The organism is Nocardia sp. IFM 10818 (assembly GCF_054655275.1).
In genome coordinates, this window is record NZ_BAAHJH010000001.1 from 4,473,936 (window position 1) to 4,486,849 (window position 12,914).

The window sequence follows — 12,914 nt, forward strand, 5'->3', positions numbered from 1 at the left end:
ACGCACAAGAGGGTGAGCGGCCGGTTCGTCCACGCTGCCGTAGACGGTGTGGGTTCGCACGCGGCGATCCGGGCGCGACACGCCCACGCATCACACCACAGTCCTATTCCATGCCATACCAAGGGATTACATCGAACGAGATTCCTGTCGATAGCTTCGGATCGTCAGCCCCCGCCCCGGCACCCGGGTGACGGTGGTATCGCTGATCCGACCCTCAGGAAGATCTATGACGACATCTGCCTTGGTCCCGGAGTCCACTCCGCCGTCGTCGCGGCGCGGCGCCGGCGGTGATTACGCTCGTTTGTTGCGCCGGATTTCCGAGGCGGGACTGATGGATCGGCGTCCCCTCTATTACGTGCTCCGGCTCGGTCTGGTCGGGTTCGCGTTCGCAGCCGGGTGGGCGGCGTTCGTCCTGGTCGGCGACTCGTGGTGGACGCTCGCGGTGGCGGCGTTCATGGCCGTGGCGTTCGCGCAGGTCGCCCTGGTCATGCACGATGTCGCGCACCGCCAGGTCTTCCGGCTGCGGCGGCCGACGGAAATCATCGGCCGGGTGGTCGGCAATGCCGGTATCGGGCTGGCGTACGGCTGGTGGCAGGACAAGCACACCCGCCATCACGCCAACCCGAATCACGAGGAACTCGATCCCGATGTCGCGCCCGACATCCTGCTCTGGTCACAACGGCAGGCGCGGGCCAGCCGTGGCCTGCCCCGTCTCATCGGAAGGTCGCAGGCCTACTTGTTCTTCCCCCTGCTGTTGCTGGAGGGCCTGAATCTCCATGTGGCCGGCGTCCGCGCGCTCCGAAATCGATCCGTCAAACACCGCGCGCTGGAGGGCGCACTGCTCTTCCTCCACTTCGCCGCCTACCTGATCGCACTGTTCGCGGTCCTGCCCGCCGACAAAGCCTTCGCATTCCTCGCCGTTCACCAGGCCCTGTTCGGCCTGTACATGGGCTGCATCTTCGCCCCGAACCACAAAGGCATGCCGACCTTGACCGGCAACGACCGCCCCGACTACCTCCGCCGCCAAGTACTGACCTCCCGCAACGTCCGCGGCGGCCTATTGACCGACCTCGCGCTCGGCGGCCTCAACTACCAAATCGAACACCACCTGTTCCCGAGCATGCCGACCCCGAACCTGCGCCACGCCCAGAAAGTCGTCCGCGACTACTGCTCCGAAATCGGTGTCCCCTACCACGAGACAGGCTTGATCGCCTCTTACCGAGAGGCCCTGCAGCACCTCCACCACGTCGGCGCACCCCTCCGCACCCCCGGCCACTGACGCCCGGATCCTTTGGACCGCAACATCTCTGGCGCCTCCATCGATGGCGACGGGACATCGAGCACGGTGCGGGCCCATCCCGCCGACTCATTGCCCGTACCTACTGCTGGAATACCGTTTCGATCGTATCGGCGGTGAGGACGCGGGCGGTCCACTCCCGAAGTTGGTCGACGCTCGCATTGTGGGCAGTATCGGCAACATGTGCAGGGACCGGCCCGAACCGCAACGCCAGCAGTTCGAGGAGTGTCTCTGCCCGCCCCTCTGCTTTGAGCCGGTCTGCGGTGGTCATCAGTGTCTCCTTTTTCGCCTCGGTCCCGAGCTCGTCGACCACGGGAGCTGCTGTCGAGGTCGATCACCTCGGACAGATCCAAGGGGGCGGTCCAAGGTCCACCACCGGGGGGTGTCGGTGTCGTTGTAGGTGTCGATGTGGGGTTTGCCGGGTGGGATGGTCACGGGCTCACCGGTTTTCAGGAGGCGGTGCGGCGACCGAGGCGGTAGCGGGCGTGCGGGCCGGAGAGCAGGAGGGAGTGTTGGGTGATGCCGGGGTGGATGTGGGCGGGTGATTTTCCGCTGTGCGGGGCAGACGGCTACGCAGTAGCCGGAACGGGATCGGGGTTGGAAGGACAGCCTCTGCCAGACCATGAGAGTTTCCGTGCGCGGCGAAAGATCGTCGGTGCGACGACCGCTGATCAGCGCGGGTTGACCAGACGGGTTTCGTAGGCGTAGATGGCGGCCTGAGTGCGGTCGCGCAGCTGGAGTTTGTCGAGGATGCGGCCGACGTGAGTCTTGACGGTCTGCTCGGAAATCGACATCTCCCTGGCGATTTCGGCATTCGACAGGCCGCGGGCGATGAGCACGAGGACTTCGGTCTCGCGGGTGGTGAGGTCGGCGGGCTTCTCGCCGGACGGGGCGGGCCGGTCCTGGCGGGCGAACTCGGCGAGCAGGCGGCGGGTGACCGACGGGGCCAGCAGGGCTTCGCCCGTCGCCACGATTCGGACCGCGTCGCCGAGGGATTGGGCGGAGGACTCCTTGAGCAGGAAACCGGAGGCCCCGGCGCGCAGCGCGGCGTAGACGTAGGCGTCGAGGTCGAAAGTGGTCAGGACGATGACCCTGGTGGGGCCGGCGGCGGTAATGGCGCGCGTGGCTTCGATGCCGTCGCAGACCGGCATGCGGACATCCATCAGGACCACATCCGGATTCAGGCGTTCGGTTTCCTGAATGGCCTGGCGGCCGTCGGCGGCCTGGCCGACGACTTCGATATCGGGCTGGGTGTCGAGCAGGACCGCCAACCCCTCGCGGACCAGTTCCTGATCGTCCGCGATCAGCACGCGGACGCTCGACGGCGCGTCACCCCGCGGTTCCTGAGCCTGGAATTCGTGCTCCGCCAACGGAATCGACCCCTCCTGTTCGGACGACGCGGCCCATCCACGCCGTCGCGACTCGTACCACCCTGCGACACAGCGTAATCGCGCGGCGGCGGTGGCACCGGACCGGCGGGTCCCTCTCAGGTACTACTCCAGAACTTGGCTCTGACGATGGATGTGGCTCGATGCTCCGAAAAATACGATCGGATACATGATCGAAGCACGCAGCTTGACCAAGTACTACGGCAAGACTCGCGCCATCGAAGATCTCACCTTCACCGTCCAGCCCGGCCGAGTCACCGGGTTCCTGGGGCCCAACGGCTCCGGGAAATCGACCACCATGCGGTTGATGCTCGGCCTGGACACCCCGACATCGGGCGAGGTCAGCGTGGTCGGGCGCCGCTACAGCGACCTCATGTACCCGCTGCACACCGTCGGCGCCCTACTCGACGCCGGCGATGTGCTGCCCTCCCGCACCGCCGCCAATCACCTGGCATTCCTGGCCGCCAGCAATGGGATTCCGCGCCGCCGCGTCGACGAGGTGCTCGACCGGGTCGGGCTCGCGGAGGTCGCCGATATGCGCGTCAAGGGCTTCTCCCTCGGCATGCGGCAGCGGCTCGGCGTGGCCGCGGCGCTGCTCGGCGATCCGTCGGTGCTCATTCTGGACGAACCCGTGAACGGCCTGGACACCGAGGGAATCCGGTGGATCCGGCAGACCCTGCGGGCCATGGCCGACGAGGGCCGCACGGTGCTGCTGTCCAGTCACATGATGAGCGAGACCGAGCTGGTCGCCGATCATCTGCTGGTGATCAGCCGCGGCACCATAGTCGCCGATGAGCCCACCGCCGATTTCGTGGCGCGCAATGCCGAACCGCGCGTGCGGGTCCGGGGCAGTGATCTGGCCGAGCTGGCGCGCGCCCTGGGCGATCGCATGGAGATCCGCGGCGATGTCGGCACCGTGCGCGGCGTCCCCTCCCGCGAGGTCTGGCGGGCCGCGGCCACGCGCGGCGTCGTACTCGACGAGCTGACGCCCATCAACGCGTCGGTCGAAGAGGTCTTCACCCGGCTGGTCAGCGGCCAGCACACCTTCCAGGACAGCGACATACTCCAGGAGTCGGCATGACCGCCACCGCCACCACCGCGAAAATCCGGACCACCACCACGACGACCTCGGCGATTCCACCCTGGTCGGTGGTGCGCAGCCAGGCCCTGTCCGAGCTGATCAAGATCCGCTCGTCGCGGGCGCTGTGGCTGCTGCCGACACTGGCCCTGGTGATCGGTCCGATCACCGCGTCGATCGTGGGCCTGTCCAACAGCCTCGAACCCACCGATACGGTGCTCGGCGGGGCGTTCACCGCGATGACACTGCCCATCGCGCTCATCGGGGCGTGGGGCGCGCTGGTCATGTCCACCGAGTACACCTCGGGCACCATTCGATCGGTGCTCGCGGCGACGCCGCAGCGCGACGGCGTGTTCGCGGCGAAGGTCCTGGTGGCGACCGCGGTCAGCACCACGCTGGGCGTGCTGGCCACGATGCTGACCTATCTGGTCGGCGTGCTGGCCATCGATGGATCCAAATACGCTGCGGGCGACCCTTTCCCGGGACTACTCGGCATTATCGCGGTATTCCCCGCGGTGGCGCTGTTCGGCCTGGCGCTCGGTGTGCTGCTGCGCAGCTCCGCCGGCGCGGTGGCCGCGGTGAGCGCGCACGTGGTGCTGCCGGAGGCCGCCTCGGCGACCGCATTCGGCGAATTGCACAAGCTGGCGACCATTCAGGCGCCCAGCGCGGTGGTCGGAAAACTGTCGCAAAGCGCGGATGCCGCACCGGAACTCATCGGTTCGCTGGGCGGCTGGCCGCGATTGGCGATCGTCGTCGCCGTCACGCTCACCGTATTGACCTTCGCACGCCGTGCCCTGAATCGCAGAGACGTCTGAATTCGCAGGATAACCGCTGATTCACCAGACATGGGAGCACAGATGACACAGTCAGCCGGGCGGGCCCTGGTCCGCCTCGGATACCAGATGCCCGACTTCAACTTCGGCGCCACCGTCGACAAGCTCTTCCCGGCGGTCGTCGCGCAAGTGCAGGAAGCCGAGCGATCCGGATTCGACACGGTTTTCCTGACCGACCACTTCTATCAGCGATTCGGCCCGCCGTCCGGTCCGACGCTGGAGGCGTACACGACGCTCGGCGGAATTGCCGCCAGTACCGAGAAGATTCAACTGTCCACCTTGGTGACCGGCAACACCTATCGCAATCCGGCATTGCTCGCCAAGACGGTCACCACGCTCGATGTCATCAGCCGGGGCCGGGCCATGCTCGGCCTCGGCGCCGGCTGGTTCGAACTCGAACACCTCTCCTACGGCTACGAATTCGGTTCGTTCACCGACCGATTCGAAAAGCTCGACGAAGCGCTGCAAATCATTACGCCGATGCTGCGCGGCTCCCGCCCGAGTTTCGACGGCACATGGTATCGGGTCTCGAATGCGATCAACGAGCCGCGCATCCGTGACGATCTGCCCATCATGCTCGGCGGCGCGGGCGAGAAGAAGACCTTCGCGCTCGCGGCCCGATATGCCGATCATCTCAGCATCGGCTGCGACGCGGCGGACCTGCCGCGCAAACTCGCGGCATTGCGGCAGCGCTGTGCGGAAATCGGCCGCGACCGTTCCACTCTCGACGTCAGCTACCTGGCCTTCGTGGTCATGGACGAGAGTTCCGAGCGTGCGCACACCATGATCGACGAGATGTTCGCCGCCCGGGTGGGCGATCCGGCGAAGGTCGATCGGGTGCGCGCGTCCATGGCCGGCAAACTGTTCATCGGCACACCGGACGAGGTCGCGAAACAGCTCTCGGATCAGGTGCTGGCCCACGGCGTCGACGGACTCGTTGTCAATATGGTGGCCAATGGCCACCGGCCGGGTGTCCTCGAGATGGCCGGCGAGACCCTGAGCGCTCTGCTCGCGCCGTGACGGCAACGGTTGCCGCAGCTCGATCATGGTGTGCGGCAACCGATTCAACCACCGGCCCGGTGAAATCCGCCGGGCGCGGGAGGATCGTTCGACCGGCGCGCGGCGCCCTCGAACAGCGCTGTCGCGCGTTGACAGCCTCACAGTCCGAAATGTATAGTCCGGCCCACAGGATGAGACCCGGATAGCGGAGTGTGTGAATTTCCAACTACCTGAACGAATTTCACACCGATCCGGGGCGGGGGCCGCGCCGCTCGAGCTGCGACCGGCCTACCGCACCGTTGTATGCGACGCCCCGAAATCGATTCGTCGCTATCCGATATAAGAGGAGTGAGCTGCTTTGTCCAAACTCAAGCTCAGCCCGACATCATATTTGGTCCTCAGTTTGGTGGCACGTACGGGACCATGTACACCGTTCGATATCAAGAAACATGTGGACCGCTCGATCGGCTTCTTCTGGTCGTTCCCTCATTCCCAAATCTACGCTGAGCCCGAGCGTCTCACCGAGAAGAAGTTGCTATCGGGATATCAAGAGCCGACGGGCCGTCGGCGACGAATCTATAGTATCACCGATCTCGGCAGGGCAGAACTGGAAGAATGGCTCACGTGCGGCGCCGACACGCCGACGCACGAGCTGCGCGACAGTGGTTTGCTCAAACTGTATTTCGGGAGCCTGTCCTCTCCGCAGGACGTCGCCAAGGTCGCCGACGGCGAGAAGCTGGCGCATCAACAACGCCTGGATCGCTATCAGAACGCGCACAATTCGTTGTCCCGGGATCCCGACAGCGATGCCAACGAACTGCTGGTACTCGAATTCGGCATCCGCTACGAAACTCTCGCCGTGGAATTCTGGGACCGCATCGAACAACGCCGCTAGGCTGCGGAAATACCGTTGGACAGACCTGTTCGCACGGCCCGGCACAACTCACATCGCATCGGCGCGCACCGCATCCGCCTCGGCGACGAGCGATTGGATGCGGCGCGCGTCGCCCGCGGAGTAGTTGGCGATCTCGGGATAGGCGCGCTTGCACAGCCCGGTCAACACCCGCCCCGGGCCCACTTCGATGAAGGCGTCGACGCCGAAATCGTGGACCGTCTGCAGGCTTTCGCTCCAGCGCACGGATCCCGCGAGCTGCGCGCGCAGCGCCTCCCGCGCCCGCTCCCCCGTCGTCACCGGTTGCGCGGTGACATTCGCGATGACCGGAATCACCGGATCGGCGAACCGGACCCGGGCGAGCTCGGCGGCGAACTCGGCCTCGACGGCGGCCATCATCGAACTGTGGAACGGCGCGCCGACCTTGAGGCGCTTCACCTTCACCTCGGGCAGGCCGAGTCCGGTTGCCCGGGAGGTGAATTCCGTGACGCCGGCGACGCTGCCGGAGACGACGGTCTGATCGGCGGCGTTGTAGTTCGCGACCTCGACCACCTCCCCGGTGTCGTCGCGGACGGCGGCGCAGATCCGCTCGACCTCGGCGCCGGGCAATCCGAGCGCGGCGGCCATGGCGCCAGGTGTCGATTCGTTCACCTCCGCCATCAGCATGCCGCGCCGCCGCACCAGCACGAGCGCGTCGGTCCAGTCGAGCACGCCGGCGGCTACCAGCGCGGTGTACTCGCCGAGGCTGTGCCCGGCCACGACCACGGGTGCTGGCAATATCTCGGCTAGCACCCGGTGGGCGGCGAGGCTCGCAATGAAGATCGCGGGCTGGGTGATGTCGGTGCGCTCCAGCCGGTCCTCCGGTCCGGCAAAGCACAATTGCGAGAGCTCGAATCCGAGAATGTCGTCGGCGGCGCGGAACAAGGGGGCGACGATATCCGGATAGGTGTCGCGCAGATCACGTCCCATCCCGACGCGCTGTGAGCCCTGGCCCGGAAACAAGAATGAGGTCGATTGCATGTCGATACTCCAACCGATACTACGGGTAGCAGAAACTCCGGCGGCTGCGAGCCGCACGGCAGAGGGGCATTTCGTCGCGCCATCGAGACCACTCCCCCCGAAGGCGATTATGCGCGCCCGGCGGCAGTAGTTCAATTGCTACCAGAATTGCGGTGAGCGCGCACTGTGATGCGGTCGCTAATTACCTGTCACGTCATGTGACTCAAACAATTCCAGCTGGTCTGTATTTCTCATTGCGAATAATCGCATGATCGAAAACAAGTCGTACGACCGACCAATTAATGGCCCTTGATACAACTCGGTGAATTTCAGGTATCGCAGTGGTTCGCGATCGTCGGCGCCGAGCACGGGACCACGGCTTTCGCCGGTGCGCGCGATTTGCCCCCGATACTGTCGGCTACCAGCGCCGTCGCACCGGCGGGAACAATGAGATGCCAAGCAGCGCTGGTGAATTCATCGCCCGCGATCGGTTGATTCCTGTGACGAGCGTCACGTTTTATCCGGTTGCAGCACCTTAATTCGCAATGGATCATCGGTTTCGGAAAGTGTGGATGCGATCGTCCGATCCGTACTGTGCCACCTTTCCGTAGCTGACCCCTGGGGAGGGCTCTTATGTCAGCAAGTCATTCAGGCAGAGCCGCTTTGGTCACCGGTGGATCGGGTGGGATCGGGCGCGCAATTTGCCGCCGGCTCGCATCGGACGGCGCATTCGTCGCCGTTCACTACTTTCGCGGCGAAGCGGCCGCCCGAGAAGTCGTCGAGCAGATCGAGCGCGATGGTGGAAAAGCCATCGCGGTCCGCGGCGATATTTCCGACTACGACGACGCGGAAGCGATCGTCGCGGAGGTGCTGGCGAATGCCGGACGCCTCGACATCCTTGTCAACAATTCCGGCATCACCCGCAATCAACTGATCATGAAGATGACGGACAGCGATTGGCTCGACGTCATGCGGGTCAATTTCGGAGGCGTCTTCAATGGCACCCGGGCCGCCTGCGCCGCGCTCGCGCGGCAGGACGGCGCGGCGATTGTGAACGTCTCCTCGGTCATGGGTGAACGCGCCTGGATCGGCGCCTCCGCCTATGCCGCCTCGAAGGCCGCGATCAACTCTTTCACTCGGGCATCGGCGCTCGAGTTCGCTCGATTCGGGATTCGAGTTAACGCCGTGCTACCCGGATTCGTGGAGACCGAGCTGATCGCCGACGTGCTCACCGCGAGCGCGGGCGACGGCGTGCTCGGCCAGGTGCCCATCTCGGGCGCCACCAGGCCGGATGAGGTCGCGGAGCTGGTGTCGTTCCTGGCGGCGCCGCACTCCGAGCACCTCAGCGGCGCGACCATACCGATCGACGGCATGAGCGGCGGCGTCCTCATGCTCGGCAAACCACTCAAGAAGAACGCCCGCCGCTAGCGGGCGCCATTACCCACACCCGGTACGCCACTCGTAAATCACGAGGGCGCAACCGATTTCGTTCCGCCGCCGGATGGGCGCGCGGAGTTCCGGCGATCGCGCACATCGAACCGTGCGAACGATCCATCACCGATAAGGGGTACAACCATGTCCGAAACCAGTGTCATCGACACCGTCCGCGAAATCGTCGCCGAGGCCGTCGCTCTGGATGTCGACGAGGTCGGCGCCGATGCGACGCTGTTCGGGGAGGTCGGCGCGGAGTCGATCGATCTGCTCGACATCCTGTTCCGGATCGAGCGCCGCCTCGGCGTCAAGATCACCACCAATGAACTGAGCGAGCGCATCCAGGGCGGTATTCCGGACGAGCAGTTCGGCACCGACGACGGCCTCGTCTCCGATATCGGGCTGGCGCAGCTGGAAAAGGTGATGCCGCAGATCGATCCGGCGGAGCTGAGCGGCAAACTGCCCGCCGAGGACGTGATGAGCCTGTTCACCGTGCGCAACCTGGCGAATATGGTCGAACAGCACGTGCCCGCGGCGAGTTGAGCCATGCGATTCCATCTGGTCGACCGCATCGACACGGTCGAGCCCTGGGCTCGGATCGAGGCGGTCAAGTTCACCAGTTCCAGCGAACCCTATTGGGCCACAGATGATCACGGCAGTCACATGCCGGTGCCCATCCAGCTCGAGGTGCTCGCCCAGAGCGCGGCGTGGCTGGTCTATCTGAGCACCGACCGCAAGCACCGAGCGGTGCTGCTGTCGGTGGGTGCGGTGACGGCGCGCTCGCGCGTGCATCCCGGCGACGATGTGGTCGCCACGGCCGAAATCCGTTCGGCCGGAGACACGATCGTGCTGTCCGGACAGCTGCGGGTGGGCGATCGGATCGTCGTGGAGGTCGAGGACCTCATGTGCGCGCTGGTGGACGCCGAGACGCTCGAGGATCTCGACTCCGTGCGCGGCCGCGAAGAACTACTGCGAAGCGGGAACCAACCATGAACAACGAGGTAGTCATCACGGGCATCGGTGCGGTGACCCCGGTGGGAAATACGGTGGCGGACACCTGGTCCGCGCTGACCGAGGGCCGCAGCGGGGTCGGGCGGATCGAGACCTTCGATCCCAGCTCGTTCGTCGTGCAGATCGCCGGCATGGTGCGCGGTCTGGCCCCCGCACCGCACCTGCTGCGCACGCAGCGCTGGGACCTGCTCACCCGGGCGGGCGGATTCGGTGTGGTCGCCGCGGCGGAAGCGCTGGTGCAGGCGGGTGACATCGAAACGCACGATCCGGCGGACCGGGGCGTGTTCGTAGGCGGCCACGTCGGCCGGCCCGAAGCCGCCGAACTGGCCGAAACCGGGCGCCTGCGCCGCGAAACCGATGGCGCGGTCATCTATCGCCGCGATCCGGAGAGCACCTGGCGCTGCGATCAGGGCGTCGACCTGTCCGCCATTGCCGAGGTGGGCGACTGCCGCGGGCCGATGAGCGGCATCAGCACCGCGTGCGCGTCGGCGACCCACGCCATCGGCGAGGCCTTCCGCCGCATCCAGGCCGGTGAGATCACCATGGCCGTAGCGGGCGGGCAGGACTCCCTGACCACCTGGCTCGACGTCACCGGGTTCACCCTGCTGGGCGCGCTGACCACGAAGTACAACGACAATCCGACCAAGGCCTCCAAGCCCTTCGACGCCAACCGGGACGGTTTCGTGCTCGGCGAGGGCTCGGTGCTGGTGGTGCTGGAGAACCGGGAGATGGCCGAGGCGCGCGGCGCGCGAATTCTCGCACGGCTCACCGGATATGCCGCGACCATGAACGCCTACCGGATCACCGATTCCCCGCCCGACGGCGGCGGATCCATCACCGCCATGGCCAATGCCCTCACCGATGCGGGCGTGGATCCGAACACCGTGGACTGCGTGTACGCGCACGGCACGAGCACCCACGGCAACGACATCTCCGAGACCGCGGCCATCAAGAAGGTGTTCGGCGCGCACGCCTACGAGCTGCTGGTCACCTCGCCCAAGTCCATGACCGGGCACCTGACCGCCGGCGCGGGCGGGCTGAACCTGCTGGCCGCGCTGTGCGGCTTCGAGTCCGGCCTGGTGTCGCCGACCATCAACTACGAGGAACCCGATCCCAAGCTCGATCTGGACTACGTCCCGAATCACGCGCGGGAGGCGGATCTGTCTGTCGCGCTGGTGAATTCGTTCGCCTTCGGCGGCACCAACGCCTCGCTGGTGGTGGAGGCGCCATGAGTGTCGACGCCATCGAGACCGCGCCGCGCTGGGACGGCGGCACCGGGCTGCGGGTGCCGCCCGATGCGCTCGCCCTGGCGGGCGGTCTGTGCCTGGATCGGATCGTCGAGCTGCACATCGGGACCCGCGCGGTCGCGCGGGCGAATGTGCCGCACACGCTGACCGTGTTCGACACCCATTTCCAGCGCTTCCCGGTCCTGCCCGGCGTCCTGATGATGCACGGGCTGGCGAATCTCGCCGGCACCCTGCTGGCTGCCACCGCCGGCGGGCGGTGGCAGCTCACCGGCGCGCGCCGAATGCAGTTCCGCCACTATGTGCGCCCCGGCGACCAGCTCCGGCTGGAGGTGGACCTTCGTGCCCGCGAGGACGCGCACGCGCGGTTGTCCGGCCGGATCACCTGTGCGGACACCGTGGTGGTGCTCGCGCGTGAGCTCACCATGACCCACGACTCGGGTCGAGGGAAGGAAAACCCATGAACCGCGTTGTCATCAGCGCCATCGGGGCGGTGTCGCCCCTCGGAATCGGATTCACCCAGACCTGGAAGGCCCTGCTCGCCGGGCACAGCGCCGTGCGCCGCATCGCCGGCTACGACCCGTCCTCGCTGCGCACCACCTACGGCGCCGAGATTCTCGATTTCGATGCGAAACCCTTTGTGCGGAACCGGAAATCGCTGCGTCTCATGACGCGGGCGAATCAGATGGGGCATGCTGCGCTGCGGCTCGCCACCGATGAGGTGGGCATCGATCCGACGACACCCGGCAACGATATGGTCGGGGCCTATCTGGCCAGCGAGAATCAGATCTCCGATCCGCTGCCGGTCATGGAGCCGACCATCGAGGCGCGCAACCCCGACGGGTCGGTCGATATCGACCGGCTCGGCCGGGCCGCGGCGGGGATGTACCCCCTCTTCTTCGTCGAGGGCCTGCCGTCCGCCGAAATGTACTTCCTGTCCGAGGAATACGGCTTCGCCGGTCCCAGCGCCTTCCAGTCCGGCGCCGCGGACGCCGGCATCAGCGCCATCGGCAACGCCTACCGCGCCATCGCGCGCGGCGAGACCGGTATCGCTGTCGCGGGCGCCTTCGACGACGGCATCTCATGGTGGTGCATGTCCAAGCTGGACCGCACCGCCCTGCTCACCGATCGCGAGGACCCCGCCGCCGTGCGGCCCTACGACCGGAACGCCACCGGCACGGTGCTCGGCGAAGGGGCGTGCGTGCTCGTCCTCGAGGAGTACGCGGCGGCCGCCGCGCGCGGCGCCGAACCCTACGCGGAGATCGTCGGCTTCGGCGGCGGCTGGGAACCCGTGGCGCCGGGCGAGATCTGGGGCGACGGGTCCGCGCTGGCCACCGCCGTCCGGAAGGCGCTGCGGGAAGCCGGAATCGGTGGCGCCGATATCGGTTACGTGGCGGCCGACGGTGCGGCCGTTCCGCGGGCCGACGCCGCGGAGGCGCGGGCCCTGCGCAGCGCGCTGGGCGCGGGCGCGGACACCGTGCTGGCGAGCAGCGTGCAACCCGCGGTCGGCCAATTGCTGTCCGCCGCAGGGTCGTTGAACACCGCCCTGGCCGCCGCGGCGCTGCGCGAGGGCGCGGTGCCGCCGACCTTGAACCTGGAAAACGCCGCCCCGGACTGCGATCTCGACTGGGTCCCCGGCACGGCGCGCGAACTGCGCTCCGACTACAGCCTCGCGGTCGGCCGCGGCCTCAATGGCCAGGCCGCGGCGCTGGCCTTGAAGCGCCTCTGAGATCGGCAGGTCT

The 12,914-nt window shown here is 66.7% G+C and carries 14 protein-coding genes; 11 read left to right on the forward strand and 3 right to left on the reverse strand.

The window, feature by feature from the left end:
- The first annotated feature begins 331 nt into the window (after positions 1-331).
- On the forward strand, positions 332-1,279 hold the full coding sequence (locus tag ACYQ5L_RS20625; RefSeq protein WP_459959324.1) for a fatty acid desaturase family protein: 948 nt from the start codon (positions 332-334) through the stop codon (positions 1,277-1,279).
- 100 nt (positions 1,280-1,379) lie between these two features.
- Here ACYQ5L_RS20625 and ACYQ5L_RS20630 read toward each other — a convergent pair whose 3' ends face one another.
- The gene (locus tag ACYQ5L_RS20630; protein ID WP_459959325.1) at positions 1,380-1,568 is read right to left on the reverse strand and encodes a hypothetical protein; all 189 of its coding nucleotides are present in this window, start codon (positions 1,566-1,568) and stop codon (positions 1,380-1,382) included.
- Between the two features lie 400 nt (positions 1,569-1,968).
- Positions 1,969-2,673 (reverse strand): response regulator, encoded by a 705-nt coding sequence (locus ACYQ5L_RS20635; RefSeq protein WP_459963485.1) that lies wholly within the window; start codon positions 2,671-2,673, stop codon positions 1,969-1,971.
- Positions 2,674-2,854: 181 nt separating this feature from the next.
- On the opposite strand from ACYQ5L_RS20635, the gene ACYQ5L_RS20640 reads away from it, so the two are divergent.
- The 4 genes from ACYQ5L_RS20640 (at position 2,855) to ACYQ5L_RS20655 (ending at position 6,490) form a co-directional block, all read left to right on the forward strand.
- The gene (locus ACYQ5L_RS20640; RefSeq protein ID WP_459959326.1) at positions 2,855-3,766 is read left to right on the forward strand and encodes an ATP-binding cassette domain-containing protein; all 912 of its coding nucleotides are present in this window, start codon (positions 2,855-2,857) and stop codon (positions 3,764-3,766) included.
- Positions 3,763-4,578 (forward strand): ABC transporter permease, encoded by an 816-nt coding sequence (locus ACYQ5L_RS20645; RefSeq protein WP_459959327.1) that lies wholly within the window; start codon positions 3,763-3,765, stop codon positions 4,576-4,578. The genes ACYQ5L_RS20640 and ACYQ5L_RS20645 overlap by 4 nt, the downstream gene beginning before the upstream one ends.
- Positions 4,579-4,620: 42 nt before the next feature.
- A complete protein-coding gene (locus tag ACYQ5L_RS20650; protein WP_459959328.1) occupies positions 4,621-5,616 on the forward strand; it encodes an LLM class F420-dependent oxidoreductase in 996 nt (331 codons plus the stop codon).
- A 385-nt stretch (positions 5,617-6,001) separates the two neighbouring features.
- Positions 6,002-6,490, forward strand: a complete 489-nt coding sequence (locus ACYQ5L_RS20655) for a PadR family transcriptional regulator (protein WP_459963486.1) — start codon at positions 6,002-6,004, stop codon at positions 6,488-6,490.
- Between the two features lie 48 nt (positions 6,491-6,538).
- On the opposite strand, the gene fabD is transcribed toward ACYQ5L_RS20655, so the two are convergent.
- On the reverse strand, positions 6,539-7,507 hold the full coding sequence (gene fabD / locus ACYQ5L_RS20660) for an ACP S-malonyltransferase (protein ID WP_459959329.1): 969 nt from the start codon (positions 7,505-7,507) through the stop codon (positions 6,539-6,541).
- Between the two features lie 642 nt (positions 7,508-8,149).
- Between fabD and ACYQ5L_RS20665 the strand changes: the two genes are divergently transcribed.
- The 6 genes from ACYQ5L_RS20665 to ACYQ5L_RS20690 all read left to right on the forward strand — a co-directional run bounded on the left by ACYQ5L_RS20665 (position 8,150) and on the right by ACYQ5L_RS20690 (position 12,901).
- Positions 8,150-8,914, forward strand: a complete 765-nt coding sequence (locus ACYQ5L_RS20665; protein WP_459959331.1) for an SDR family NAD(P)-dependent oxidoreductase — start codon at positions 8,150-8,152, stop codon at positions 8,912-8,914.
- A 147-nt stretch (positions 8,915-9,061) separates the two neighbouring features.
- Positions 9,062-9,460 carry an acyl carrier protein gene (locus ACYQ5L_RS20670; RefSeq protein WP_379193313.1) on the forward strand — a complete coding sequence of 133 codons (399 nt, stop codon included), beginning with the start codon at positions 9,062-9,064 and terminating at the stop codon, positions 9,458-9,460.
- A gap of 3 nt (positions 9,461-9,463) precedes the next feature.
- Positions 9,464-9,910, forward strand: a complete 447-nt coding sequence (locus tag ACYQ5L_RS20675) for a hotdog family protein (protein WP_459959332.1) — start codon at positions 9,464-9,466, stop codon at positions 9,908-9,910.
- Positions 9,907-11,160, forward strand: a complete 1,254-nt coding sequence (locus ACYQ5L_RS20680) for a beta-ketoacyl-[acyl-carrier-protein] synthase family protein (RefSeq protein WP_459959334.1) — start codon at positions 9,907-9,909, stop codon at positions 11,158-11,160. The genes ACYQ5L_RS20675 and ACYQ5L_RS20680 overlap by 4 nt, the downstream gene beginning before the upstream one ends.
- Entirely contained in the window at positions 11,157-11,636 is a 480-nt protein-coding gene (locus tag ACYQ5L_RS20685; protein WP_459959336.1) for a 3-hydroxyacyl-ACP dehydratase FabZ family protein, read from the forward strand. Before ACYQ5L_RS20680 ends, ACYQ5L_RS20685 begins: the two co-directional genes overlap by 4 nt.
- Entirely contained in the window at positions 11,633-12,901 is a 1,269-nt protein-coding gene (locus tag ACYQ5L_RS20690; protein ID WP_459959338.1) for a beta-ketoacyl-[acyl-carrier-protein] synthase family protein, read from the forward strand. The genes ACYQ5L_RS20685 and ACYQ5L_RS20690 overlap by 4 nt, the downstream gene beginning before the upstream one ends.
- Positions 12,902-12,914: the final 13 nt, after the last annotated feature.